The sequence below is a fragment of the Crossiella sp. NPDC003009 genome (assembly GCF_053591555.1).
Window position 1 is genome coordinate 1 of sequence record NZ_JBSFUA010000078.1, and the last position, 26,163, is coordinate 26,163.

Here is a 26,163-nt window from a genome sequence, read left to right on the forward strand (position 1 = left end):
CTGCCCGCGCCCGCTGAGACCGCCGCGCTCCGGGCCATGCTGCGCCGCACCACCGCCCGCCTCGCCGCCGCCCTAGCCGGGCCCCGGGCCATCCTGCGCCGCACCGCTGCCCGCCTCGCCACCACCCTCGCCGCGCTCCTCGTGCTCGCCGCCCTGTTGCTGCCCAACGACATCGACCGCCTCACCCCGGCCGCCTTCACCCGCATCCCCGTCGAAGCCCCGCTCGCCCTGCTCCTGCTGCTCGCCCTCCCCGCCAAACCCCGCCGCGTCGCCGCCCTCCTCGGCGGCCTCGCCCTCGGCCTGTTCACCGTCCTCAAACTCCTCGACCTGGCCTTCGACTCCGTCCTGTTGCGCCCCTTCGACCTCGTCCTGGACTGGTCGCTGCTGGCCCCCGCCGTGGACTACCTGGACGTCACCCTGGGTGCTCCGGCCGCCTTCGCCGCCGTGGCCGCGGCCGTGCTGCTCGTGCTCGCGCTGACCGCGGCCGTGGCCTGGTCGGTGCGCCGCCTGACCACCCTTGCCACGCGCCGCCGCCGGAGCGCGATCCGGGCGGTGGCGCTGCTCTCGGTGGTCACCATCAGCGCCGGGCTGCCGGTCGCCGCGAGCGCCACCGCCGCCTTCGAGCACGCCCAGCGGGTGCGCGCCGGACTGCTCGACCAGCGGGCCTTCGCGAAGGCGGCCGCGGTGGACCCGTTCCGGGACACTCCCGGCGCCGAGCTGCTGACGTCCTTGCGCGGCAAGGACGTTGTGCTCAGCTTTGTGGAGAGCTACGGCCGGGACGCGGTCGACTTCCCCGGTGTGACCTCAGTGCTGGCGGCCGGGACGCAGCGGCTGGGCGAGGCGGGATTTGGCGCGCGCAGCGGGTTCCTCACCTCGCCGACCGCCGGTGGCGGCAGCTGGCTGGCCCAGGCGACGCTGCTCTCCGGGCTGTGGGTGGACAACGAGCAGCGCTACCGCACCCTGGTGGCCAGCGACCGGCTCACCCTCGGCAAGGCCTTCCAGCGGGCCGGCTGGCGCTCGGTCGGCGTGGTGCCCGGCATCACCAGGGCCTGGCCGGAGGGCGAGTTCTTCGGCTACGACCGCATCTACCCGGCCGACGGCCTCGGCTACCGCGGCCCGCGCTTCGGCTACGCCACCACCCCGGACCAGTTCACCCTGACCGCCTTCCACCGCCTGGCCCGCGGCGGTTCACCGGTGCTGGCCACCATCCCGCTGGTCACCAGCCACGCGCCCTGGACACCCATCCCGGACCTGCTCGACTGGGCCGCCCTCGGTGACGGCTCCGGCTACCGCGCCGCACCCCCGGCCGAGGACCGCACCCCGGCCCAGGTGCGCGCCGACTACGGGCGGGCCGTGGAGTACTCGCTCAACTCGCTGATCTCCTACGTGCACGGCCACGCCAACGACAACCTGGTGCTGGTCTTCCTCGGCGACCACCAGCCTGCCCAGGTGCTCACCGGCGCGCAGGCCACCAGGGACGTGCCGATCACCGTCGTGGCCAAGGACCAGGCCGTGCTGACGCGCACCGCGGACTGGGGCTGGACGCCCGGCCTCAAGCCCGCGCCGGACGCGCCGGTGTGGCCGATGGACGCCTTCCGGGACCGCTTCCTCAGTGCGTTCGGCCCGAACCCTGGCGCGAAGTGAGGATCCGCTGGACCTCCTCGGCGACCAGTTCCGCGTCGGTGAGCGGCACCAGGTGGCCGGAGCGGGGCGCGAGCACGTGCCGCCCGCCCTCGGTGACCAGCGCCCGCTGCTGGTGCGCCTCGGTGACCGCCGCCCTGGTCCCGCGCGGCATGCCCGGTGAGTCCAGCGCGCCGGAGATCGTGGTGACCGGGATGCCGGTGAGGTCAGGCGGGTTGTCCCGCAACGCGTGCAGCCCGCTGGGCACCGCGGCCAGCTCGGCGGCGCGGACCTTGGTCACGGCAACGGTGAAGCCCTCCCGCCGGATGTCCGCCCTGGACGCTGGCGGCAGCACCGCGGTCGGCCGCCGGTAGGCCAGGCTGAGCAGGCGGAGCCGGGCCAGCAGCACGGTCATCCGCTGCGCGGTTCGCTCCAGCTTGCGGACCTGCTCGGTGAACAGCAGCTCGCACAGCTCGTCGGTGGCGTCCACCAGCACCACCCCGGCGATCCGGGCCGGCCGGGCCGCGGCGGCCAGCCGGACGATCGGCCCGCCCCAGCTGTGGCCGACCAGCACGAACGGTCCCGCGCCCAGGTGGTCCAGCAGCGCGTTCAGGTCGGCGGCCAAGGTGTCCAGGTCGCGCGGGCCGGGGGAGGCCGGGCTGCGGCCCAGGCCGGAGCGGTCGTAGGCGACCGAGCTGGCGAAGCCGGACACCGCGGGCTGCACCAGGCCCCAGAACGACCGCGAGGCGGCCAGCCCGGACTCGAAGACGACGGTCGCGGCGCCCTCGGGGCCGGGAAGTCGCTGGTAGAACAGCTCTCGGCCGTCGGGCGTGCGGGCGGTGCCCGGTGTGCCCTGCGGATGACCCATCCGTTCCCCCAGTGATGTTAGGTGACCCTTACTCGGGGACTGTAGTGGACACGGCAATTCGCTTGACCCGGTCACGGGCCGGGACTGCACTGTGCCGGACACCTTTCTCGAGGAGGCAGCGGCAGTGATGGAGATCCGGGCCACCACCGAGGAGGACCGTGAGGTCTTCATCAGCACGATCCACGCCGCGTTCGGCATCTTCCCGGACACCCCGGCCGGCGGTGACATGTGGTCCGCGCTGGAGATCGACCGCTGCCTGCTCGCGGTGACCGGGGACGGGCGGCCGGTCGGCACCACCGGCGCGTACTCCTTCGAGCTCACCCTGCCGGGCGAGATCCTCGTCCCCGCCGCCGGAGTGACCACCGTCGGCGTGCTGCCCTCGCACCGGCGGCAGGGTGTGCTCAGCGCGCTGATGCGGCACCAGCTCGCCGACCTGCGCGCCCGGGGCGACTTCCTCGCCGTGCTGCTGTCCTCCGAAGCGGTGATCTACCGCAGGTTCGGCTACGGACCGGCGACCTACACCCAGCGGGTGACCGTGTCACGCCACCGAGCCGCCTTCGCTCCGCCAAGGGCGGGCGGCACGGCGACCGGCTCGATCGAGCTGCTGCGGCGGGCCGACTGCGGCGAGATCCTGGCAGAGGTCTACGACCGGTACCGCCGTGCGCAGCCCGGCGCGCTGTCCCGCCCGCGGCACTGGTGGGCCTCGGGTGCGGGACAGCCGCCGATCTCGTTCGCGCCGCGCTATGTCGCGGTGCGCCGGGACGCCGACGGTGTGCCGGACGGCTACGCCAGTTACTCCCTCGATTCCGGGACGCTGACCGTCGACGAGATCATCACCACCGACGACGCCGTGTTCACCGCACTGGCCCGGTTCGCCCTCGGCCACGACCTGGTCAGCCAGGTCCTGTTCAAGCACATCCCGCCCGGCCATCCGCTGCGCTGGCAGCTCGCGGACTTCCGCGCGGGCGAGGTCACCCAGGACACCGACTGGCTCTGGGTGCGGCTGCTGGACATCCCGAGGGCGCTGACCGCGCGCGGCTGGTTCGCCGACGGGGAGCTGGTGCTCGACGTGGACGACCCGGCCCTCGGCGAGCGCGGCCGCTACCTGCTCACCGTCCGGGACGGCAAGGCCGAGTGCCTGCCGACCGGCCGGGAGCCCGACCTGTCCCTGGACGTCAGCGACCTGGGCTCGATCTACCTCGGCGGCACCGCCCCGAGCCTGCTGGTGCGCGCCGGGCACATCCAGGCCCACCACCCGGACGCCGCCGCGCGCGCCGACGTGCTCTTCCGCGCCGACCGCGCCCCGCACTGCCTGCACTGGTTCTAGGGGCACCGAGTAAGACGAGATACCTTCATGTCTCGTTTCAGGAGTTTGTTGATTGTGGACTCAAAAGTGAGACGATTGCTATAGACGTCTCATGAACCTGGGGTGGCGGGACCAGACGGCCCGCACGGCGTCCTGGCCGGAGCTGGACTTGGTCGAGTTACCGGTGCGATGGGTGCCGGTGGCCGCGCTGCGGGCCGGGTCGATGTCGCCGCGCCGGGCGGGTGAGGACGCCGGGCACGTGCGGCTGCTGGCCGAGAGCGTGGCCGAGCTGCCGCCGATCCTGGTGCACCAGGAGTCGATGCGGGTCATCGACGGCATGCACCGGCTGCTCGCCGCGGTCGCGCGCGGCCGGGTCGAGGTGGCGGCCTGCTTCTTCGACGGCAGCGAGCGGGACGCCTTTGTGCTCGCGGTGCGGGCCAACATCAGCCACGGCTTGCCGCTGACCGCCGCCGACCGCCGCGCCGCGGCAGGCCGGATCCTGCGCAGCCACCCCGAGTGGTCGGACCGGCTGATCGCCAAGGTCACCGGGCTCTCCCCGGGCACGGTGGCCGGTATCCGGCAGCGGGACGAGCAGGCGGACAACCCGGCGACCCGGATCGGCCGCGACGGCAGGGCCAGGCCGGTGAACAGCGCGGACGGCCGCCGCAAGGCCGGGCAGCTGTTCGCCGAGCGGCCGAGCGCCTCGCTGCGGGAGGTGGCCAGGGCCGCAGGGGTAGCGGTGTCCACCGCGCAGGACGTGCGCAGGCGGCTGCGGGCCGGCCAGGACCCGGTGCCGGCCGGAGTCCGCTCCCGGATCGCGCGCCCGCCGGTGCCGGTGGACCGGGAGAGCGTGCTGCGCGCCCTGCGCGCCGATCCCGCGCTGCGGTTCACCGAGGCGGGCCGGGCGCTGCTGCGCTGGCTGGACGCGGCGCCCTCGGCCAGCGCGCTGGACCTGGTGGTGGCCAGCGTGCCCGAGTACCACCGCGCCGAGCTGGCCGAACTGGCCACCGGCGCGGCCAGGTCCTGGCAGGACTTGGCCGCACGGCTGCGCCGGAGCGCCCGATGACCGAGGTGGCCCGGATCCGGCAGCTGCTCGGCAGGCACTGGCCCGCGCACTGGAACGGCCTGCCGCCGCAGCGGCTGCCCCGGTGGGCGGCCAGCACCCTGTACGAGACCTGGCTGGTGCCCGGCGACGACGCCGCGCACGTGCTCACCCTGCGCGGCCACCACGACGACTCCTGGGCCGAGACCCGGTACGCGCTGCGCCGCCGGGTGCTGACCAGCTGCCAGTCCCGCGGCCTGCCCGTGCTGCCGCCGGTGCCCACCGCCGAGGGCGAGCCGGTGGCCTGGCTGGACGGGCTGGCCGCCGAGCTCACCCCCGCGGTCAAGGGCGCGGTGCCCAACCAGTTCGCCCCGCCGCAGGTGGACGTGATGATCACCGCCGTGCTGGACCTGCGGGAGAGCCTGGACGAGGTGCCCCCGGACCTGCTGCGCGGCCTGGCCGCGATCCCGGCCGCGTCCCCGGCCAGGGACTGGCGGGCGGCGGTGGTCCGGGCCAGGCACCTGCTGCCCGCCGCCGAGCGCAGGCCGGACGTCTGGGGCTGGACCGCCACCTCGGTGCTGCGCGGGGTGCTGGCCGCCGGGCCGGTGCTGGCCACCGTCGCCGAGCGCAGGCCCCCGGCCTCGGTGGTGCACGGCGCCCCGCACGATGACAACGTGCTGCTCTCCGGCGGCCGCGAACCGCAGGTGCTGGCCATGCTCGGCTTCGACGAGCTGCACGCGGGCGACCGGCTGGTGGACCTGTCGGTGATCGCGGACACCGCGGCCAGGGTCCGGGTCGGCGAGACCGCCCGCCGCCGCGCGCTGGCCCAGTTCCTGGCGCGGGCGCTGGGCCGGGAGCTGTTGCGGGAGGGGGAGGAGCGGTTCCTGATGCCGGTGCTGCTGGCCAGGACCGTGCCGGTGGTGGTGGAGCTGATGAGCCGGCTGCTGCGCGAGGGCGCCGGCGGCCCGGTGCTGGCCGACCGGCTGGACCGGCTGGACCCGATGCGCAAGGTGAACGTGCACCAGCTGCTCACCGGGGCCGAGGTGCAGCCCTGCGGCTGAGCTGTTCGACCGCGCCTGGGGAGCGGTCGGCGTGTCCCGTGGCGAGGCAGATCGGCGGAGTGTGTCGCGGTGAGACCCGAAGTAGGATGTCCTCATGTCGGCCAAGGAGACACCGCTGAGCCGGGCGCTGGCCGGTGGCGGCCTCGCGGCCAAGGCGACCCCGGTGGACGCCTTCCGGCTGGCCAGGTCCTGGTTCCTGGACGGCCGCCGGGTGGACATGGTGCAGCTGGCCGAGGAGCTCGGGGTGAGCCGGGCGACGCTGTACCGCTGGTGCGGCAACCGGGAGCAGCTGCTCGGCGAGGTGATCTGGTCGCTGACCGAGGACCAGCTCAACCGGACCAAGGCCGGCATCAGCGGCAGCGGCGTGGACTACGTCACCGAGGTGATCGGCTCCTGCATCGCCCAGTTCCGCACCTTCAAGACCTTGCGGCGCCTGCTCTCCGACGATCCGGAGTACGCGCTGCGGCTGATGACCTCCAAGCACGGCATCGTGCAGGGCCGGGTGATCAACTGGTGCGCGGAGCTGCTGGCCGGGCTGGATCTGCGGCCCGAGGTGGACCTGGCGGATCTGTCCTATGTGGTCGTGCGGATCTGCGAGTCCTTCGTGTGGAGCGACATGATCACCGGGGCCGAGCCGGAGACGGAGAAGGCCGTAGTGATCATCCGCTTGTTGTTGGGAGCGGCCGAACGCTGAAACCGGTGGGGACCGCGCGGGTCCCCACCGGACTGGGTCAGCTGGTCCTCAGGTTGAGGCCGTAGGCGTTGAGGATCTCGCCGATCGGCTGGAAGTAGGCCACGTTCGGCTCGCCGGCCTTCTCGCCGCAGAACGCCTTGTCCTTGTTGTCGATCCGGCCGTCACCGTTGGTGTCCCTGATGAAGTAGCCGATGCCGCCGCTGGTGACGCCCTGCGCGGTGTTGCCCGCCATCCAGGAGCCGCCGCTGTCGCCGCCCTCGGTGCACACGCTGGCCTGGGTCATCTCCTCCACCGTGGTGCCGTCGTCGTAGTTGATCGTGACGTCCAGCGACTCCACCTCGCCGCAGGTCCAGTTGGTGGTGCGGCCGGACTTGCAGATCGTGCTGCCCGGCGCGGCCACCCCGTGCCCGGTGACCCGGACCGCCGTGCCGTTGTACCGGGTCACCGACGCCTGCGCGGTCCAGTCCGCGGACAGAGAGGAGTAGGCGTAGTCGTTGGTGGGGAAGCTGTGCGCCTGCACCGTGCCGAGGTAGGTGCCGTTGCGGCGGAACTCCCCGTCGTTGATGCCGTCCGCGCAGTGCCCGGCGGTGATCATGACCGGCCTGCGGTTGCGGTCGGTGGCGGTGAAACCGACCGAGCACACGTAGTTGTTCGCGCCCACGCTGAACTCGATCTGCTGGCCGCCGTAGAGGTTGGCCTGCTTGCTGGCCTTGCCCGCGCTGCGCCGGACCTGCACGCCGTTGAGCGCATCCGCCTGCGCGGCAACGGCATCGTGCGCCGCGCCGGCCGGGATGGTGGCCACCACGGTGTTGTTCACGACGTCGGTGTGGCTGGTGCTGCCCCGGACTCCGGTGAGCAGCTTGCGCACGGCCTGCTTGGCCTCGGCCAGCTTGTCCGCGCCGTTGGCGACCCGCTTGGCCTTGGCGCCCGCGGCCTCGGCGACCTTGGCGGCCGCGTCGTCGGTGACCGCGACCACCAGGCTGCCCGCCTCCAGGAAGGCCCCGCCGGCCCGCGCGCCCAGTTCGGCGGTGAGCCGCTGCGCGGTGCGGGAAAGCGTGTCCTGGGTGGTGATCCGGCGCACCGCGGTGTCCCGGTCCAGGCCGCCCGCGACCAGGTGGTCCACCGCGGCCGCGGTCGCGCCGTCGAGCTCCGGAGCGGCGGCGGCGCTGGGGCCGGCCAGCACCGCGGTGGCCGCGATGGTGACCGTGACCCCGGCGCGCAGGGAACGCCAGACTCGATCCGACATGTTTCCTCCTTGATGCCAGCGCGCACACCAAGGGATGAGCCCTCGTCATCCCGCAGGGGCTGGTGTGGCGCTGTGTCCGCAGAGTCTGCGTTTTGTTGTGGCCACAAGGAATGGCCCGCTTTTCAAGTGGCGTTCAGTTCCGCGCACTCTGTTCAAAGCAGTTCAGGCCGATCGGTGGTTGCACCGGCGACAGCCCAGGTCCGGGGCCGTGGCCGGGTGCGGTGCTGACCAGCGGTAAGTCACAAAGCTGGGAAAGGCACTCGCTCGCTTCCCACCTGCTGGACCGGGGTGGAGAACCGGCGGACCAGCGGCACCTCGACGTAGCGGTGCAGCAGCCAGGCGGCCAGCACGGCGCAGGGCAGGAACAGCCCGACCGAGATCAGCAGGCCCTCGCCGGTGTCCACTGTGGGCGGCGTGCCCACCACGAACTCCAGCAGCACCGCGATGGTGAGCAGGTGCACGGTGTAGAAGGCGAAGGACCGGTCGCCCAGGTAGACCATGGCCCGGCCGCGTAGCACGCTGCGGTCCCCGCGCAGGTCGGTGGCGGCGGCCGCGGCGACCAGCAGGGCGCAGCTCAGCCCGTGGATGGCGCCGAAGGCGTAGGCAGGCGGCAGGAACGGGCAGGCCAGGATCGGCAGCAGCGGCAGCCAGGCGGTGTGCCGCAGCCGCAGCCCGGTCAGCCTGCCCTCCCGCAGCAGGCGCGCCATGACCATGCCGAGGATGAACTCCGGCAGCCTGCTCAGCGGGAAGAAGTAGGTCAGCCACAGCTGTTCCAGGGACAGGGACAGCGCGGCGTCGCTCTCGGTGATGTTCTGGCCACCGAGGAAGTTGTCCGCGAAGACCACAAAGGACAGTCCGGCGGCGAACACCGCGACCGCGGTCAGCCACAGCCGCCGCGCCGGAATCCTGGAGACGATCCGGTGCAGCAGCGGGAAGCAGAAGTAGAAGAACACCTCGCAGGCCAGCGACCAGGTGATCGCGCTGGCGAATCCGAGGTACGCCGAGCTCGGGTACCACACGTGCACCAGGAACACCTGCGCCAGCGCCGGGCCGAGACCGATTTCCTCGGTCAGGCTGGGCAGGCTGGAGTTGGCTCCCCAGAACACCATGAACAGCAGGGTCAGGCCTAACACCACGACGTGGTTCGGGAAAATACGGACATAGCGCCGTCGCCAGAATCGGGCGGTGCTGTCCCTGGGCTGCACCGACCAGGTCAGCACAAATCCGGAGAGCACGAAGAACAGCGACACCGCGGCATAGGAGAACAGCTGCGAAAGCCCCAGGTAGGCCGCGCCCTCCCCGTGGCCGAAATTGAGGCCGATCAGGCAATGCGTGATGAACACGGCGAGCGCGGCGATCGCGCGTAGCCCGGTCAGGGATTCCAGCCGGTCCGGGCGGGTGTTGGCGCGTGCGGGTGCGGCCATGGTTGTCTCCCACGGTGATAATGGCGAAGTCCGCACATCCTTTACCCGCCGCACCGGTGGCGAGAATGCGTGTGGCGGCTTGGTGACAGCCGCCGGTGTCCCATTCTGCTGGTCGTCTTTCCGGCTTTCCCTGGATCAGCTCGGGCTATGGGTGAGCTGCGACGTCAACCGGCTGGCCTGCACCGGCCACGGCGCGGAGCCAATACTTCGGGCCGCGCAAATACGCATTTCTGTCAGCCGTGCGTCCGATCCGACTGGTCGGCGACCACCGCGCCGTCCGCGCGCAGCAGCGGGCCGCGGCTGCCGTCCGCGCGTACCGCGCCCGCGGTCGAGCAGGGGTACGGGCCGGACTTGACCGGCAGCGGGTCGAGGAACATCGGGTTGGGCAGCCAACGGCCGTCGGCATTGTCGTAGGCCCGGCACATCAGCTCGGTCTTGTTGCGGTTGAGCGCCAGGTGCGCGCCGGTGGCATCGCCGACGAAGGTCACGTCGGTGTCCGCGTCACCCGCGCCGAGTGCGATCCGCCGCGTGCTGTCCTGCTGTTCCCAGGCGGCCGCGCCCTTGACCTGGAAGATCTCCTGGTTGACCACGCAGCGCTTGCCGTCGATGTAGGGCAGCGCGGCCGGGTCGCCGCCGCAGCCGAGCAGCTCGGCGGTCAGCCTGCCGTGCCGGGTCTGGCTGCGGATGCCGATGGTGTGCGCGCGGTCCAGGCCGACCCCGTCGGACCAGGCCTCGGCGATCGCCTCCGCCGAGGCGGAGACCACGTAGACCTCGAACCGGGCCGCCTTGAGCGTGCGGATCAGGTCCCGCTGTTGCGGGTAGTAGCGGATGTACCCGGCGATGGTGTGCGTGCCCACGGTCTGCTTGGCGCCCACCGGCGCGCGCAGCTGCTCCGCGCGGGCCAGCCGGGCGAAGGCGGTCAGCGCCCCGGGCGTGTGCCCGGCGAACAGGGACGGGATCCAGCCGTAGGAGGGTTCGGTGCGCCGGTGGTTCCACTCGCCGGTGAAGGCGGCCGCGCCGCCCATGGTCCGGGACTTCTCCCTGATCTCCATGATCTCGTCGGCGCAGGCGGTGTTCCGCGAGGTGGGCAGCGGCCGCCCGGCCGGGACGGCGGTGCCACAGGCCGCGGTCAGGGCCCGGTCCGCGGCGGGGGAGAGCCACTTGCTGGTCGCGAGCCAGCTCTGCGGCCGCAGGATCTTGTCGTGCTGGAGCGCCCAGGCCAGGGTGGCGTCGGTGATGTCGTTCTTGATCACGGTGTTGTCCCAGTCGAACACCGCCACCGGCCGCGGACCCGGCCGACCGGCGCAGGAACCGCGCTCGTCGATCATCCGCTGCAACCTGGCCCGGTTGTCGCCGTGCCAGGGCAGCGCGGGATCCAGCCGCGGGCAGTGCGCACCCGGTCGGGGTGGCGCGGCCACCGCCTGGGCCGAACCGGCGAGCACGCTGGCCACCGTGCAGGACAGCACGGCCACGGTCTTCCACCACGTCATGGCCGCCATCATTCCCCGCCGGTTTCCGCCACCGCAATCAGGCTGTCCACTGTGGACTGAGAAGTCCCGATCGTCCGCTTCCGGGTGAAATGGCCGCGCGGCCGGAACGCTGAGCGTCCCGGCCGCGCGCGGTGAGCCGCCGGGTTACGGCGTCACCTTGATGTTGGTCAGCCCGGTGGTGGCGTTGCTGACCGTGTTGGAGGCGTACACCACGTTCGGGTTGTCCTTGCACTTGGACGTCGAGGTGATGCTGATGGCGTACTTGCCGGCCCCGCCGAGGTCGGACCTGTTGTTCTTCCAGGTGTTGCCGCAGCCGTTCGGGAACGACGGGCTGCTGGACGGGTTGTGCGTCTCGTAGCCGTTGGCGAAGACACCGGGCTTGCTGAAGGTGCCGGTGTTGTTCTCGATCAGGTAGCCGGTGCCCTTGACATCGACCCAGGAGTCAGCCGAGTTCTGGCCCTTGATCCCGGTGCCGTTGAAGGTGTTGCCGCGGATGATCCCGCCGCTGGTGCCTTCCTTGACGTCGATGTGCTCGGCCGCCACCTCCGGCCCGATCTGGTTGTCCAGCACGCTGACCCGGTCCGAGCGGTCCGCGCCACCGGTGTTGCCGTGGCACTTCCAGTTCGAGTTCGCCGAGCCGATGTAGACGCCCTCGCCGTAGCTGGGCTGGACCAGTCCGGCGTGCGTGATCCTGGAGTTCTTGATCACGCCGTCGGCCGAGGAACGGCGGAAGTGCACCGCCTCCTCGTCCACGTGGTGCACGTAGACCTTGTCCAGGGTCACGTGGTGCGAGTTGTCCAGGATGATGCCCTTCTTGGCGTCCTTGACCGTGAAGCCGGTCAGGTTCCAGTAGGGCGCGTTGAACAGCCACAGGCCGTAGCCGGAGTCCCAGCCCGCGGTGGGCACCGGGCAGGACGGCGCGGTGCCGGCGGGGCCGTCGTTGACCAGGACCGCGTTCGCCGGGCCGGTCAGGGTGATCCGGCTGGACGCGGTGCCCGCCTTGGTGGTGACGAACGAGCCGCGGTACTCACCGGCGGCCAGCCGGATGGTGTCGCCCGGCTTGGCACCGGCCAGCGCCGCCTTGAGCTGCTCGGCGGTGGAGACGTCCACCAGCGCGCCCTGGGCCGCGTCCGCGCCGAAGGCGCCCGCGCGGCCGAGGTTCTTCAGGAACAGCGAACCGGCGGAGTCAGTCCGGGAGGCGTTGACCCCGGAGTTGTTCTTGGTGAAGTCCACCGTCTCCCTGCCGGCCCAGTCCGGGATGGTGCTGCCGTTGGCGCTCAGGTGCTTGAACCTACTGGCATCCGCGGCGTCCGAGCCGAACTGGAAGATCCGGTCCTTGTCGCCGTAGTACGGCTGGAACGGGCCGCCCTTGCTGGTCTGCTTGCTCATCTCGTTGCGGTAGAAGACGTTCTGCGCACCGCTGGAGCCGGACCACTTGGCCGCCTTGGGGCCGGCGGCCCACCAGATCGGGTACCAGGTGGAGTCATCCGGCGCGCCGCCGCCCTCTTCCCCGCAGTTGCTCTTGCAGTTCTTGGAGGCGTGCTCGAACGGCACCGTGACCTTGTTGTTCTCGAACAGGTTCCGGCGTTCCCAGCCGCCGTGCATGTTCAGGTCGGAGTCGAAGTCGTTGCCCACCACCACGTTGTTGGCGGCCGACCACTGGAAGGTGAAGTGCCGCAGGTTCCTGGTGGTGTTGTAGGCGTAGAGCGAGTCCCACACCCGCGAGCCGCGGAAGTAGCCGTTGCCGCCCTTGCCCTTGTTCCACGAACCGTCCAGATAGGACTCCTGGACCTGGATGTTCTTGGCGCTCTCGGTGACGATCGGGTGCGAGCCGGTCATCTCCGCGCCCACCCGGCGGATCCAGGTGTTGGCCGCCCACTTGAGCACGATGCCGTGCATCTCGTACTCCGGGGCCACGTTGCCGTAGTTCTGGGTGGCGTCGGCCTTGCTCACGGTGTACGTGCCGCCGCCGTGCTTGGGCATGCCGTTGAGTTCCTGGGTGATGGTCAGGTCCTCGATGCCCACGCCCTGCACCACCTTGAGCGGGGTGACCCGGCTCGGGTAGGCCTTGCCGCCGATGGCGGGGGAGCCGTCGGAGGTGGAGTTGAGCGGGAGGTCGTACTCCAGCGGCTTGTCGATGGTGAGGTTCTTGCCCGCGGTGTCCACCGAGGAGATCTGGAAGATCTGCTGGCGCATGTGCAGGTTCATGTACTGCGCGGTGTTGGTCACGGTCTGCTGCTGGTAGAACTTGACCGTGTTGGCCGCGCCGACCCACAGGTAGCCGCCGACCTTGAACTTGCTCATATCGGCGTTCTTGGCCAGCTTGATGTCCTTGGCGCCCAAGGCCGAACCCTCGCGCAGCGGGAGGCCGGATGCCCAGTGCTGGTTGATGCTGCCTTCGAAGATGTCCTTGCGGTTGGCCGGGGCGGACTTGTGGTCCGCGGCGTACTTCGGTGAGACCTCACGGGTCTGCACGCGCAGCAGGCCGCGGCCGGGCCACATCCACCCGCCCTTGCCCGCGCCGTGCACCATGCCGTCCTCATCCCAGTCGCTGCCGTCCTCGGTCAGCGCGTCGTAACGGGTGTTGGCATCCGGCCGGAACACCAGCGAGGTCTTGCCCCGCCCAGCGCCCTTGATCAGCAGGTAGTCCGCGTCCACGCCCAACTGGCGGGTCACGGTGATCTTGCCCGCCGGCAGGGTGATCGAGGACAGCTTGTGGTACCCGGCGCTCGGTGAGCACTGGGTGCGGATGTCGTCGATCGCCTTCTGCAGACCGGTGGTGGCATCGCTGCCGTCGGTCTGCACGCCGTACTGGGTGGCCAGTTCGGCGCTGGTGATCTGACAGGCGGCGTTGGCGCTGAGGTCGCCGGGACCGGGCAGTGCGGCCCCGCCCCGGTAGCCTGCCTTGCTCCAGTCCGGCAGCCCGGCGATGGGCGCACGCCGGTTGGCGCTGGTCAGATCGGGCAGGGCGGCCGCCGTGCTCGGGTCGGCCACGGCCACGGGGGCCGCGCCCAGCGCGGACAGGGTGGTGAGGGTGAGAGCGGCAGCGGCGAACGCTGCCGTGAGACGTGACATCGGTGCTCCTGATGAATCTCGTTTGCGACGGGGCAGGGCGTCGTAGGCGGCGAGATGTATTCAGGCGACAGTTCGGTGAAACGTGAGCGAATAGTAAGGAAACTATCCTAACTCCAAAAGAACGCACGGGCAAGAGGTTGTGCAAACCATTGCCCTTGACCGGTCAACGCGCGGCTCCGTACTGTCCGGTAAGTAAAGACTCTTTACCCCGGAGGATGCCCGTGACCAATCCCGTCCGGGGCACACCCGGCCTGATGCGGGCGATCAACGACCGCGCCACCCTGCGCGCGCTGCTGGAGTCCGGCCCGCTCACCCGGCCGGAGATCGTCGCGCTGACCGGCCTGTCCAAGCCGACCGCCTCCCAGCTGCTGGTGCGCCTGCAGCAGGCGGGGCTGGTGGTGCGGGACGGCACCCGGTCCGGCCGCACCGGCCGCAGCGCGGAGGTCTACCGGATCAACGCCGCGGCCGCCGGGGTGGCCGCGATGGACGTGACCCCGGAACGGATCGCGGTGCAGGTCGCCGACCTCACCGGCACGGTCGTCGGCGAGGCCACCCTGCCCGCCGAGGCCGGCCCCGCCGCGCCGCTGGCCGAGCGCCTGCGCGCCGCAGTGGCCCTGGCTCAGCCGCCGGGTGCCTTGAACCGCTTGGTGATCGGCGTGCAGGGCGCGGTCAACCCGGCCACCGGCAAGCTGGACTACGCCACCGACGACGACATGCCCGGCTGGGGCATCCCCGACCTCACCCCCACGCTGACCGAGGCCCTCGGCCTGCCGGTGGTGGTGGAGAACGACGTCAACCTGGTCGCGCTGGCCGAACAGGCGCACGGCGTCGCCGCGGGCACCGCCGACTTCGTGCTGCTGTGGGCCGACGAGGGCCTGGGTGCCGCCCTGATGCTCGGTGGCCGCCTCCACCGCGGCGTCACCGGCGGCGCGGGCGAGGTCGGCTACCTGCCCGTCCCCGGCGCGCCCACCGCCCGCGAGGTGGGCCGCTTCGGCCACCACGGCTACCAGGCGCTGGCCGGCGGCCCCGCCATCGGCCGGCTGCTGGCCGGGCACGGCATCGCCGAGGCGGACTACCGCCGGTCCCTGGCCACCGCCGCCCGGCTGGCGGGTGCGGGTGACCAGCGGGCCGAGGCTGGGCTGCGCGAGGTGGCGGCGCGGTTCGCGCTCGGGCTGGCCGAGATCACCGCGGTGGTGGATCCGGGGCTGATCGTGCTGGCCGGTGGGCTGGCGCTGGCCGGTGGGGAACCGTTGCGGGAGCTGGTGGAACGGGAGCTGCACGCGCTGACCATTCCGGGGCCGCCGGTTCGACTGTCCACTGTGGAGGGCAACCCGGTGCTGGCCGGGGCGCTGGACCTGGCGCTGGGGGCGGTGCGGGACGAGCTGTTCGGCGCGGCCATCCCCAGCGCCTGAGCCGGTGCCGGTCAGGGCACCCAGTGGTTGCCGCTGACGGTGATCATGACCTGGAGCTGGATGCTGGCCGCGTAGTAGCCCTTGGCGCTGATCGGGGTGGCCAGCATCTTGCGCCACAGCGCGTCCAGCCAGGCCTGGCTGCCGGGGTCGGTCATCGCGGCCACCGCGAACGGGGCGAAGAAGGCGGCCCGGTCACCGCCGGCGCCGATCGGCTTGCCGTCCAGGTGGTAGCCGATGGCGACCTTGCCGGGGTCGCCGCCGGTGGCCGACTTGATCCAGGAGTTCATCTTCCGGGCCGCGGCGAGGGATCCGGCGTCGCCACTGGTGACCGCGTCCGCGCCAAGGCGCCACGGGGTGCGGCAGGCGTTCCAGTAGAACTTGCCGTCGTTGGCGTGTTCCAGGACCTGCCGGGGGGCGGGTTTGGGCGTGGTGTCGGTGTTGACCACAAAGTCCGGTAGCAGGCCGGTGCCGGGGGAGTGCTTGGCCTGCAAGGTGTTGATCAGGTTCTGGTGCGCGGTGCGGATGCCGTCCCACGCGCTGTCCCCGGTGGCTTTGCCGAAGGCGCGCAGGTGGTCGATCATCCAGTCCGAGCTGCGGGTCTGGTAGTAGTGCTCGCTGCCCGGGGTCACCCAGTCCGCGTAGGTGAGCAGCTTGGTCTTCGGGTTGACCTCGCTCTTCTTGATCGCGTTGATGGTGCGGATGGCGAGCTGCTTGTAGTTGTACGTGCCGGTGCTGCCCCACTGGCGGTCGGCCAGCAGCAGGCCGTAGGCCCCGTCCAGGTCCCCGTCGGTGGCGCTGTCACTACCGTTGACGCTGCGGCAGTTGGCGTCCTGCTCGGCGGCCAGCAGGTCCGGGTTGTGCGTCGAGGGGTGGTCCAGCTTCCACTTCACCATGCCGTCGAAGATTTTCCGCGCGTCCGGGTCGGCCCCGGCCATGGTCGCCGTGATCACCATGCCGTAGCCCTGGCCCTCGGCCACGTACGGGAACTCGGCATCCGGCGAGTGCACCTGGTACCAGCCGTTGCCGCAGTTCTGCTTGAGGAAGGCCGACTTCCAACGTTTGTAGTAGTCCACCACCGCCGCATCCACAGTGGACTGAACCCCGGACGGTTTGAGCATCCCGGCGGCATAGGGGATGCGGTGGCTGCCGAAGGGCACGGCCACGGTTTCCGCGGCGGTGCTCAGGGCCGGGGCCGACAGTGGTGTCAGCAGGGCCGCCACCACGCCGAGGATCCGGACAACCGCACGTCGACTCACGGGGACTCCGATCTCCGGGGCGGCGGAAGAAGTTAAGAGCCTTAACGATTGTGCGGAACGCTAGTGGCGGGTCCGCTGGGCGGACAAGGGTCGGTGGTGGGGTCGGCGGTGTGGGTTCCCACAGTGGTCGCCGGTGCGGCCGGCCGGATCCGCCACAGCGGGTAGCGGATGCCGCGGACCCGGTTGAGCAGGCCGCCCAGCACGGTCAGCGCCAGCACGCTGACCATGATCATGGCCAGGTCGGCGGGCGAGCGCAGCAGGCCGAGGGCCACGATCAGCGTGGTGGCCCCGGCAGGCGGATGCGGCAGCCGGAGCGCGGCCATGCCGCCACAGGTCAGCGCCAGGGCCAGCGCGGCGGCCCCGGCCCTCGGCCAGGTGATCGCGGTGAGGTCCGGCGGGGTGTGCAGCAGGCCGAACACGGCCAGGCCGGCCGCACCGGCGAGCACGCCGATGAGGTGGCCCAGCACCGTGTTGCGCGGGCTGGCCGGTTCGGCCAGCGGGGTGGCGAACAGCAGGTACGCCGTCGGCCCCAGGGAGGGGAACAGCATGGGCAGGTGGGTGACGATCGCCCCTGCGGCGATCACCAGGGTCACCACGCCCGCGGACACGGCCAGCCGGATCAGCGCTGCTCCCACCCTCGGTGCGGGGTGCGCGCGCCGATCCGCTCGCCGTCCCGGCTGCGGTAGACCACGTACGGCCGCATCAGGTAGGCCACCGGCGCGCTGAAGGCGTGCACCAGGCGGCTGAACGGCCACAGCGTGAACAGCAGCAGCCCGGTCACCACGTGCAGCTGGAAGCTCAGCGGCGCACCGGCCATCAGCGCGGGATCGGGTTGCAGGATGAAGATGCCGCGGAACCACACCGAGATGGTCTCCCGGTAGTCGTAACCGCCGCCGATGCCGTTGGTCAGCACGGTCGCGGTCATGCCCAGCGCAATCGCCCCGCCGAGTGCGAGGTACATCAGCTTGTCGTTGCCGGTGGTGGCCCGCCGCACCGCGGGCACGCGCAGCCTGCGGTAGAGCAGGATGCCCAGCCCGGTCAGCGTCATCGCGCCGGTGATGGTGCCCGCGGTCAGCGACACCAGGTGGTACTCGTGTTCGGCCACGCCGAGCGATTCGGTGACCCACTTGGGCACCAGCAGGCCCATCACGTGGCCACCGGCGACGAAGAGCAGTCCGAAGTGGAACAGCGGGCTGCCGATGCGCAGCAGCCTGGACTCGTGCAGCTGGGAGCTGCGGGTGGTCCAGCCGAACTTGTCGTGGCGGTACCGCCAGATGGTGCCGCCGATCATGGAGGCGATGGCCAGGTAGGGCAGGATCACCCACAGCAGCAGGTCGATCGGGTTGGTCATCGGTGACTCTCCGCGCGCGTGGTGGGGTAGCCGAGCAGGACGGGTTCCATCCCGACCTGCTCGACCGGCGGGTTGGCGGACACGGTGCGAACCCCCTTGCGGGGCAGCGGAACGGTGCCGAGCAGCGCGCCGACCAGGCCGGTGTACTCGACGTCCACTGTGGACAGAGCTTGGTGCAGGCGGTCGATCGCGGGGCGGAACTCCACCAGCAGGTCCCGGCCCGGTGAGCCGGTGAGCGCGGCGAACTCCAGCAGCACCGGCAGGTAGTCGGGCAGCTCGCCCTCGGTGAGCTCGAAGCCCTGCTCGCGGAACTCCTGCTTGAGCCGGGCCAGCGAGCCGCCCCGGCGGCGGGTGTCGCCATCGGTGTACCAGGTCAGGTGCAGGCAGCGGCCGGGCTTGGTGTCGAACAGCTCGACGTAACGCGCACCGGCCGCCACCGGACCCAGCCGCTCCAGGCCGTCCACCAGCGCCAGCACGGTTTCCCTTGGCGCGGCGGGAAGTTCGGCCGCCGCGGCCCGGGCCAGCGGCAGCTGGGCGAACAGCTCCGCGTCCGGGAAGTGCAGGCACAGCGCGGCGATGCGCTGCAACAGCCGGTGCTGCCGCGACCTCATCGGCCCCGCCCCAGCGTGGGGAACAGCCCGGCCGGGCGCTCGCCGTCCCGCCAGACGAACAGGTCGGTGCCCGAGGAGCCGCCGGGGCCGCCCATGCCGGGGCCGCCGTCGGTGTCCAGGCTGCACGTGGTGGCGATGCCCTCCAGGTCGTGCGCCCGGCCGATGCCGGAGGTGGGCACCACGTACCGGTCCTGGTACTTGGCGATGGCCAGCAGCCGGTACATCGACTGCACACTGGCCGGGGTCAGCCCGGCCACGGCCAGCGCCCGCTCGTCCGGCTCCTCGCCGAGGTTGACCGAGCGCATGTGCGCGCGCATCGCGGCCAGCTTGCGCAGCGAGGCCCGCACCGGGCCGACATCGCCCGCGGTGAACAGTTCGGCCAGGTACTCCAACGGGATCCGCAGCGCGTCGATGGCGCCGAAGAGGTTCCCGGCGTCCTCACCGTCGTGCCCGGTGCCGGCCAGCGCGTCCACCACCGGCGAGAGCGGCGGGATGTACCAGACCATCGGCATGGTGCGGTACTCCGGGTGCAGCGGCAGCGCCAGCCGGTGCTGCACGATCAGCTCGTGCACCGGGGAACGCTGCGCGGCCTGGATCCAGTCGTGCGGGATGCCCGCCTGGTCGGCCGCGGCGATCACCCTGGGGTCCTTCGGATCCAGGAAGACGTCCAGCTGCGCCTGGTAGAGCTGGTGCTCGTCCGCCACGCTGGCCGCCTCGCCGACCTTGTCCGCGTCGTAGAGCAGCACGCCGATGTAGCGCAGCCGTCCGACGCAGGTCTCCGAGCAGATGGTGGGCTGCCCGACCTCCAGCCTCGGGTAGCAGAAGGTGCACTTCTCGGCCTTGCCGGTCTTGTGGTTGAAGTAGATCTTCTTGTACGGGCAGCCGGTCACGCACATCCGCCAGCCCCGGCAGCCGTCCTGGTCCACCAGCACGATGCCGTCCTCGGCCCGCTTGTAGATCGCGCCGGAGGGGCAGGAGGCCACGCAGGAGGGGTTGAGACAGTGCTCGCAGATCCGCGGCAGGTAGAACATGAACGACTGCTCGAACTCGAAGCTGATCTGCTTGCCCAGCTTCTCCACCAGCGGGTCGGACTGGGCGTGCTCGGGCGCGCCGGCCAGGCTGTCCTCCCAGTTGGGGCCCCACTTCGGGCTGGCGGGCTTGCCGGTGATCGCCGAGATCGGCCGCGCGGTCGGGGTGTCCTCGCCCAGCGGGGCCTCGGTTAGGTTGCGGTAGTCGTAGGTCCAGGGCTCGTAGTAGTCCGCCAGCTTCGGCAGCTTCGGGTTGGCGAACAGGTTGAGCAGCCGGGAGAACCGGTTGCCGCCCTTGAGCTTGAGCCGTCCGTTGCGGCCGAGCTCCCAGCCGCCGCGCCACTGCTCCTGGTCCTCGTAGCGCCGGGGGTAGCCCTGGCCGGGCTTGGTCTCGACGTTGTTGAACCAGACGTACTCCACGCCCTCGCGGTTGGTCCAGGTCTGCTTGCAGGTGACCGAACAGGTGTGGCAGCCGATGCACTTGTCCAGGTTCATCACCATCGCCAGCTGTGCCATCACGCGCATCAGTAGGTCACCTCCTGCGAGCGGCGGCGCAGCACGGTGACCTCGTCGCGCTGGTTGCCGGTCGGGCCGTAGTAGTTGATGGCGAAGCTGAGCTGCCCGTAGCCGCCGATGAGGTGGGTCGGCTTGATCTGCACGCGGGTCAGCGAGTTGTGGATGCCGCCGCGGCGGCCGGTGGTCTCGCTCTTGGGCACGTTCACCGTGCGCTCCTGGGCGTGGTACATGAACACGGTGCCGGTGGGCATCCGGTGCGAGACGATCGCCCGCGCCACCACGACCCCGTTGCGGTTGACCGCTTCCACCCAGTCGTTGTCGGCCACCCCGATCGCCTCGGCGTCGGCCTTGCTGATCCAGAACGCCGGTCCGCCGCGGGACAACGTCTGCATGATCGGGTTGTCCTGGTACTCGGAGTGGATGGACCACTTGGAGTGCGGGGTGAGGTACCGGACGGTGACCTCGGCGCCGTTGGGGCCGATCCGCGGTTCCTGGTAGAGGCGGTGCATGTCCAGCGGCGGCCGGTAGAGCGGCAGCTGCTCGCCGAGCTCGGCCACCCAGTCGTGGTCGAGGAAGAAGTGCTGCCGCCCGGTGAGGGTGTGCCAGGGCTTGAGCTGCTCGACGTTGATGGTGAACGGCGAGTACCGCCTGCCGCCGCCCTCGTCGCCGGACCACTCCGGGCTGGTCACCACCGGCGCCGGCCGGGACCTGGTGTCGGCGAAGGTGATCCGGTGCCCGGTGTGGTGCTCGGAGAGCTTCCGCAGTGGTTTGCCGACGCGTTCGCCGAGCACCCGGAAGCCCTCGTCGGCGATCCGGCCGTTGGTGGTGCCGGAGAGCGCGAGCACCGCGTCCGCGGCCCGCCGGTCGGTGTCCAGCCGGGGCCGTCCGGCGGCCGGGCCACCGGAGACCAGGCCGTTGGACTCGCCCAGCCAGCGCAGTTCCGGTTCCACCTCCACGGTGTAGCCCTTGGTGGTGGTGCCCAGCTTGTCCAGCAGCGGGCCGAGCGCGGCCAGCTTGGCGGCCACCGCGGTGTAGTCGCGCTCCACCACGGTCAGCGTCGGGAAGTTCACTCCCGGCACCGGGTCCGACTCGCCGGTGCGCCAGTCCCGCAGCACGCCGCCGGGCTGGGCGACCTCGCCGGGCGAGTCGTGCTGGAGCGCGGTGACCACCAGGTCCTTGCGGGTGCCCAGGTGGTCCTTGGCCAGTTCGCTGAGCCGTTCGGCGATGGCGTGGAAGGCGTCGAAGTCGGTGCGCGCCTGCCACGGCGGGTCCACCGCGGCGTTGAAGGAGTGCACGAAGGGGTGCATGTCGGTGCTGGACAGGTCGTGCTTCTCGTACCAGGTGGCCGCGGGCAGCGTGACATCGGCGAACAGCGTGGTGCTGGTCATCCGGAAGTCCAAGGCCAGCAACATGTCCAGCTTGCCCTCCGGCGGGTTGTCCCGCCAGCGCACCGACTTCGGCCGCTCGTTCTCCGGCGTCTCGGTGGCGCGCAGGTTCGCGTCGGTGCCGAGCAGGTGGCGCAGGAAGTACTCGTTGCCCTTGGCCGAGGAGCCGAGCAGGTTGGCCCGCCACACGGTGAGCACCCTCGGCCAGTTCTCCGGCGCGTCCGGGTCCTCGCAGGCGAAGCCCAGTTCTCCTTGCCGGAGCTGGGAAAGCACGTACCCGGCCGGGTCGCTGCCCTCGGCTTCGGCCTCGTCCACCAGGTCGAGGGGGTTGCGGTCGAAGGTGGGGTAGGAGGGCATCCAGCCCATCCGGGCCGAGGTGGCCAGGCAGTCCGCCGCGGTCATCCCGGCCAGCGTGCCCTCCGCACCCGGCCAGGTGAGCGCGTCCGCGGTGACCCGGTCGTAGCGCCACTGGTCGGTGTGGGTGTACCAGTAGCCGGTGCCGATCATCTGCCGCGGCGGCCGGACCCAGTCCAGCGCACCGGCCAGGGTCGCCCAGCCGGTGAGCGGGCGGACCTTCTCCTGCCCGACGTAGTGCGCCCAGCCGCCGCCGTTGCGGCCCTGGCAGCCGGTGAGCAGCAGCAGGGCCAGGAAGGAGCGGTAGACCAGGTCGGAGTGGAACCAGTGGTTGGTGCCCGCGCCCATCACGATCATGCAGCGGCCCTGGGAGCGGATCGCGGTGTCGGCGAACTCGCGGGCGATCCGGGTGGTCCGCTCGGCTGGCACGCCGGTGACCACCTCCTGCCAGGCCGGGGTGCCGGGCTGGTCCGGGTCGTCGTAGCCGGTGGGCCAGTCACCGGGCAGGCCGTCGCGGGCCACGCCGTACTGGGCCAGCAGCAGGTCGTAGACGGTGGTGACCAGCCGGCCAGCCACCCGGCGCACCGGGACGCCGCGGCGGATGGTCTCCGCGGCTCCGGTGGGATCGTCGAAGCGGGGCAACAGGATCTCGGCGGTCTCGCCCACGCCCGCGCAGCTCAGCAGCGGGCGCACCCCGGCCAGGTCCAGGTTCCAGCGGCCCGGTTCGTCCAGCCAGCGGAAGCCGAGCGAACCGTTGGGCGCCAACGCTTCCCCGGTGTGCTCGTCCAGCAGCACGGTCTTCCAGTCCGCACCCGGTTCGGCCGAGCCGAGGTCGGCGGCGGTGAGAAACTTGCCGGGCACCAGGCCCGCCGCGCGCTCGGTCAGGGTGACCAGGAACGGCAGGTCGGTGTAGCGGCGCACGTAGTCGGCGAAGAACGGCTCCTGCTGGTCCACGAAGAACTCGCGCAGCACCACGTGTCCCATGGCCAGCGCCAGCGCGGCGTCGGTGCCGGGGTGCGGGGCCAGCCACTCGTCGGCGAACTTGGTCGCGTCGGAGTAGTCGGGGGAGCAGACCACGACCTTCTGGCCCCGGTAGCGGGCCTCGGTCATGAAGTGCGCGTCCGGGGTGCGGGTGACCGGGACGTTGCTGCCCCACAGCATCAGGTAGGCGGCGTCCCACCAGTCCGCGGACTCCGGCACGTCGGTCTGGTCGCCGAAGACCTGCGGTGAGGCCGGTGGCAGGTCGGCGTACCAGTCGTAGAAGGAGAGCATCGGCGCGCCGATCAGCGCCATGAACCGGGAGCCGACCGCGTGCGAGACCATGGACATGGCCGGGATCGGGGAGAACCCGGCGATCCGGTCCGGCCCGTGCCGCTTGAGCGTGTGCACGTGCGCGGCGGCGACCATGTCCACCGCCTCGTCCCAGCTCACCCGGACCAGGCCGCCCTTGCCCCTGGCCCGCTGGTAGACGTGCCGCTTCATGGGATCGTCCACAATGGACTCCCATGCGGCCACCGGGTCGCCGTGCACGCGCAGGCCCTCGCGGTACATCTCCACCAGCACGCCGCGGGCGTACGGGTAGCGCACCCGCAGCGGCGAGTAGGAGTACCAGGAGAAGGAGGCTCCGCGCGGGCAGCCCCTCGGCTCGTACTCCGGCCGGTCCGGCCCGACCGAGGGGTAGTCGACGTCCTGGGACTCCCAGGTGATGATGCCGTCCTTGACGTAGACGTTCCACCGGCAGGAGCCGGTGCAGTTCACGCCGTGGGTGGAGGGCACGACCTTGTCGTGGCTCCACCGGTCCCGGTAGAAGGAGTCGCCGTCGCGCCCGCCACGCCGGTACGTGACGCGCAGATCGGCGGAGGTCTCGTCGCGGCGCAGGAAACGGCCCGCTGAAAGCAGCAGGTCACTGGCGCGGTTGTCCGTGGTGGGAGTGGCGTTGACGCGCCGATTCCCCGCAGCCATATGCGGTTCCCCTTACATCCCCTAATTGCTGAACCCATTTGGAAGGTACGCCCATTCGGGTCCTGCTGTCCATCGTTGGAAATGTGAGGGGGTGATACACAGAATATGGGCGCATTGTCCGATTGGAGACGATCTTCGCATTGTGTCCCTACTTCGCGGTGACGGCTTCCGGCGTATCGTCATTGCCGGGAGGTGCCGGGATGAGCGCAGCGGCTCTACTACATATCCAGGCGAGTATTTGGGGAAAAACGGACAACAGGATCGCGGTGCTGCGTATGGCCGGGGTCGCACCACGGGACCAAGACGGGGAGAGTCTGCTGGTCAGGGCGGCGCTTCAGGGGGGCATGAAGAACGTGGCCGAGTTGGGCCGGCTATTTCTGCCGACTCCGCGCGGCTGGCTGGTCCGGCTGGACCGCGGTGATCTGGTCACGGTGGAATGGCCGAAAGGTCCGAAACTGGTCTCGGCTGCGCCGATCGGGTTACCCGCGGCCTGGCGGTGGGCGGCGAACCGGATTGGCAAGGTGGTGGTGCTGGTGGACGCTGGCGTAAACGCGCCACTCCAGGCAAGCGCGGACCGCGGAAACCTGGTAGGAGCCGCGGTGGGATTCCAGGACTACTCCGGTCCGCCGGGCGGGTAATATCGGTTGACGTGCCCAAACCGACCGCCGCACAACTGGCCGCCGCGCATGACAGGACCCTGCCCGACGTGGTGGGACCTGGCCTGTCAGTGCTGTTCTGCGGTATCAACCCCGGCCTCTACTCGGCCGCTACCGGACATCACTTCGCCCGGCCGGGCAACCGGTTCTGGCCCGCGTTGCACCGCTCCGGTTTCACCCCGCGCCAGCTGCACCCGTCCGAACAGCGGGAACTGCTGGACTACGGGCTGGGCATCACCAACATCGTGGCGCGGGCCTCCGCGCGGGCCGATGAGCTCACCCGCGAGGAGCTGCGCGAAGGCGGCCGGAAGCTGACCGCGCTGGCCGAGCGGTATCGGCCGGAGTACGTGGCGGTGCTGGGGATTTCCGCCTATCGGTTGGCATTTGACCGCCCCAAAACGGTCATTGGGCCGCAAACGGAGACGGTCGGCGGTTCGAAGTTGTGGGTGCTGCCGAATCCGAGCGGGCTGAACGCGCACTACCAGGCGGACGCGCTGGCTGCCGCGTTCGGCGAGCTGCGGGCGGCCGCCCGGTAGCGCGGATTCACCGCGGACCTGCTGCGACTCGCCGTGGAGCCGGTGCAGCTGGAACGGCTGCTGCGCAACCTGGTGGACAACGCGGTCCGGCACGCCCGGCACCGGTCACCGTGCGCCTGAGCCGGACGGGGGCCGAGGTGGCTCAGACGCTGCGCAGCACCGAGACCACGGTGCCCAGGATCACCGCGTTGTCCCCGTCGATCACCTGGTAGGCGGGGTTGCGCGGCTCCAGGTACACGTGCCCGTCGCGCCGCCGGTAGACCTTGACCGTGGCCTCCTCGTCGATCATCGCGGCCACGATCTGGCCGGAGTGCGCCTCGGACTGCTGGCGCACCACCACGATGTCGCCGTCGCAGATGGCCGCGTCGATCATCGAGTCGCCGCGCACCCGCAGCCCGAACACGGTGCCCCGGCCGGTCAGCTCGCGCGGCAGGGTCAGCTGGTCGTCCAGGTGCTCGGCGGCGGTGATCGGGGTGCCCGCGGCGATGTCGCCGACCACCGGCACGCTCACCGAGTCGCCGTCATCGCGCCGGGCTGAGCTGTCCCTCAGGAAGGCGCGCACGTCGATCGGCCGGGACATCGCGGAGCTGCGCCGCAGGAAACCCTTGTCCTCCAGGGCGGCCAGGTGCTTGGACACCGAGGAGGAGGACTGGAGCCCGACCGCCTCGCCGATCTGCCGAGTGCTCGGCGAGTAGCCGTGCCGGAGCACCCAGTCCCGGATGGTCGCCAGGATCTGCTGCTGCCGCAGCGGCAGCGAGGCGGCGTCCAGGTGCTCGAACACGTCAAGATCGTCGTAGGCGGTCACCCGGGAAATGCTAGACGCCGCCGCTGGCCAGCCCCGATTGGGTACCACACCCACGGTTCCCGGCATTGTTGGCGGCGTTGATCCGGCTGGAGATTGGTGCTCCCGCGGCGCTGGTCGCGGTTCCCTGCACAAGGAGGATCCCGTGCGGATCAGAAGAGCACTGCTCGTGGCGCTGGGGGTGGTGGCGCTCAGTGCCACGGCCCCGGTCGCCCAGGCGGCCGGTGAACCGGCGGACTACCTGGTCACCCTGGCCGATCGGGCGACCGACCCGGCGGCCCTGGCGGCGGGCCACGGCGCCCAGGTCGGCCACGTCTACCGGCACGCGCTGTCCGGCTTCTCGGCGTCCCTGTCGCCGACGGCCGTCGCGGCGCTGCGGCGCGACCCCAGGGTGCGCTCGGTGGAGCCGGACGCGGGGGTGGGGGGCACCCCGCCGACCCAGGCCACCCCCGGGGAGCGGGCCGGAGC

General features: G+C 71.2%; 21 protein-coding genes. 9 read left to right on the top strand and 12 right to left on the bottom strand.

Annotated features, from left to right (window positions below):
- A partial coding sequence (locus ACWDY5_RS39875; RefSeq protein ID WP_449727318.1) for a sulfatase-like hydrolase/transferase occupies positions 1 to 1,644 on the top strand: 1,644 nt, incomplete at its 5' end.
- Here the strand turns inward: ACWDY5_RS39875 and ACWDY5_RS39880 are convergent.
- Positions 1,610 to 2,488 carry an alpha/beta fold hydrolase gene (locus ACWDY5_RS39880; protein ID WP_449727319.1) on the bottom strand — a complete coding sequence of 293 codons (879 nt, stop codon included), beginning with the start codon at positions 2,486 to 2,488 and terminating at the stop codon, positions 1,610 to 1,612. The two genes, ACWDY5_RS39875 and ACWDY5_RS39880, sit on opposite strands and share 35 nt — an antisense overlap.
- Before the next feature lie 127 nt (positions 2,489 to 2,615).
- Between ACWDY5_RS39880 and ACWDY5_RS39885 the strand changes: the two genes are divergently transcribed.
- The 4 genes from ACWDY5_RS39885 (at position 2,616) to ACWDY5_RS39900 (ending at position 6,591) form a co-directional block, all read left to right on the top strand.
- Positions 2,616 to 3,815 carry a GNAT family N-acetyltransferase gene (locus ACWDY5_RS39885; protein ID WP_449727338.1) on the top strand — a complete coding sequence of 400 codons (1,200 nt, stop codon included), beginning with the start codon at positions 2,616 to 2,618 and terminating at the stop codon, positions 3,813 to 3,815.
- A gap of 91 nt (positions 3,816 to 3,906) precedes the next feature.
- Positions 3,907 to 4,860: a ParB/RepB/Spo0J family partition protein gene (locus ACWDY5_RS39890; protein ID WP_449727320.1), complete on the top strand. Its 954-nt coding sequence runs from the start codon at positions 3,907 to 3,909 to the stop codon at positions 4,858 to 4,860.
- Positions 4,857 to 5,897, top strand: a complete 1,041-nt coding sequence (locus ACWDY5_RS39895) for a hypothetical protein (protein ID WP_449727321.1) — start codon at positions 4,857 to 4,859, stop codon at positions 5,895 to 5,897. Before ACWDY5_RS39890 ends, ACWDY5_RS39895 begins: the two co-directional genes overlap by 4 nt.
- A 94-nt stretch (positions 5,898 to 5,991) precedes the next feature.
- A complete protein-coding gene (locus ACWDY5_RS39900) occupies positions 5,992 to 6,591 on the top strand; it encodes a QsdR family transcriptional regulator (protein WP_449727322.1) in 600 nt (199 codons plus the stop codon).
- 37 nt (positions 6,592 to 6,628) lie between these two features.
- Here ACWDY5_RS39900 and ACWDY5_RS39905 read toward each other — a convergent pair whose 3' ends face one another.
- The 4 genes from ACWDY5_RS39905 to ACWDY5_RS39920 form a co-directional block, all read right to left on the bottom strand.
- Positions 6,629 to 7,837, bottom strand: a complete 1,209-nt coding sequence (locus tag ACWDY5_RS39905; protein ID WP_449727323.1) for a S1 family peptidase — start codon at positions 7,835 to 7,837, stop codon at positions 6,629 to 6,631.
- 239 nt (positions 7,838 to 8,076) lie between these two features.
- Positions 8,077 to 9,261 carry an acyltransferase family protein gene (locus ACWDY5_RS39910; protein WP_449727324.1) on the bottom strand — a complete coding sequence of 395 codons (1,185 nt, stop codon included), beginning with the start codon at positions 9,259 to 9,261 and terminating at the stop codon, positions 8,077 to 8,079.
- 233 nt (positions 9,262 to 9,494) lie between these two features.
- Complete coding sequence (locus ACWDY5_RS39915; RefSeq protein ID WP_449727325.1) at positions 9,495 to 10,751, bottom strand: haloacid dehalogenase-like hydrolase; 1,257 nt, start codon at positions 10,749 to 10,751, stop codon at positions 9,495 to 9,497.
- A 144-nt stretch (positions 10,752 to 10,895) separates the two neighbouring features.
- Positions 10,896 to 13,826, bottom strand: a complete 2,931-nt coding sequence (locus ACWDY5_RS39920) for a hypothetical protein (protein WP_449727326.1) — start codon at positions 13,824 to 13,826, stop codon at positions 10,896 to 10,898.
- A gap of 221 nt (positions 13,827 to 14,047) precedes the next feature.
- Between ACWDY5_RS39920 and ACWDY5_RS39925 the strand changes: the two genes are divergently transcribed.
- On the top strand, positions 14,048 to 15,238 hold the full coding sequence (locus tag ACWDY5_RS39925; protein WP_449727327.1) for an ROK family protein: 1,191 nt from the start codon (positions 14,048 to 14,050) through the stop codon (positions 15,236 to 15,238).
- Positions 15,239 to 15,249: 11 nt separating this feature from the next.
- Here the strand turns inward: ACWDY5_RS39925 and ACWDY5_RS39930 are convergent, their stop codons facing one another.
- From ACWDY5_RS39930 to ACWDY5_RS39955, 6 genes are read right to left on the bottom strand one after another with little or no spacing between them, the layout of a single operon-like run.
- The gene (locus tag ACWDY5_RS39930) at positions 15,250 to 16,494 is read right to left on the bottom strand and encodes a glycosyl hydrolase family 8 (protein WP_449727328.1); all 1,245 of its coding nucleotides are present in this window, start codon (positions 16,492 to 16,494) and stop codon (positions 15,250 to 15,252) included.
- A 41-nt stretch (positions 16,495 to 16,535) separates the two neighbouring features.
- Positions 16,536 to 17,129, bottom strand: coding sequence for an HPP family protein (locus ACWDY5_RS39935; RefSeq protein ID WP_449727329.1), 594 nt, complete (start codon positions 17,127 to 17,129; stop codon positions 16,536 to 16,538).
- Entirely contained in the window at positions 17,114 to 17,845 is a 732-nt protein-coding gene (gene narI / locus ACWDY5_RS39940; RefSeq protein ID WP_449727330.1) for a respiratory nitrate reductase subunit gamma, read from the bottom strand. The genes ACWDY5_RS39935 and narI overlap by 16 nt, the downstream gene beginning before the upstream one ends.
- A complete protein-coding gene (gene narJ / locus ACWDY5_RS39945; RefSeq protein ID WP_449727331.1) occupies positions 17,842 to 18,456 on the bottom strand; it encodes a nitrate reductase molybdenum cofactor assembly chaperone in 615 nt (204 codons plus the stop codon). Before narJ ends, narI begins: the two co-directional genes overlap by 4 nt.
- A complete protein-coding gene (gene narH, locus ACWDY5_RS39950; protein WP_449727332.1) occupies positions 18,453 to 20,009 on the bottom strand; it encodes a nitrate reductase subunit beta in 1,557 nt (518 codons plus the stop codon). The genes narJ and narH overlap by 4 nt, the downstream gene beginning before the upstream one ends.
- Complete coding sequence (locus tag ACWDY5_RS39955; protein ID WP_449727333.1) at positions 20,009 to 23,701, bottom strand: nitrate reductase subunit alpha; 3,693 nt, start codon at positions 23,699 to 23,701, stop codon at positions 20,009 to 20,011. Before ACWDY5_RS39955 ends, narH begins: the two co-directional genes overlap by 1 nt.
- 200 nt (positions 23,702 to 23,901) lie before the next feature.
- Here ACWDY5_RS39955 and ACWDY5_RS39960 point away from each other — a divergent pair, with 200 nt between their 5' ends.
- Together ACWDY5_RS39960 and mug are read left to right on the top strand one after the other, a co-directional pair.
- Entirely contained in the window at positions 23,902 to 24,339 is a 438-nt protein-coding gene (locus ACWDY5_RS39960; RefSeq protein ID WP_449727334.1) for a hypothetical protein, read from the top strand.
- An 11-nt stretch (positions 24,340 to 24,350) separates the two neighbouring features.
- Positions 24,351 to 24,893, top strand: coding sequence for a G/U mismatch-specific DNA glycosylase (gene mug, locus ACWDY5_RS39965; RefSeq protein ID WP_449727335.1), 543 nt, complete (start codon positions 24,351 to 24,353; stop codon positions 24,891 to 24,893).
- A gap of 142 nt (positions 24,894 to 25,035) precedes the next feature.
- Here mug and lexA read toward each other — a convergent pair whose 3' ends face one another.
- Positions 25,036 to 25,698: a transcriptional repressor LexA gene (lexA, locus tag ACWDY5_RS39970; RefSeq protein WP_449727336.1), complete on the bottom strand. Its 663-nt coding sequence runs from the start codon at positions 25,696 to 25,698 to the stop codon at positions 25,036 to 25,038.
- A gap of 142 nt (positions 25,699 to 25,840) precedes the next feature.
- Between lexA and ACWDY5_RS39975 the strand changes: the two genes are divergently transcribed.
- Positions 25,841 to 26,163 (top strand): protease inhibitor I9 family protein (locus tag ACWDY5_RS39975; RefSeq protein WP_449727337.1); only part of this gene is annotated, 323 nt, incomplete at its 3' end.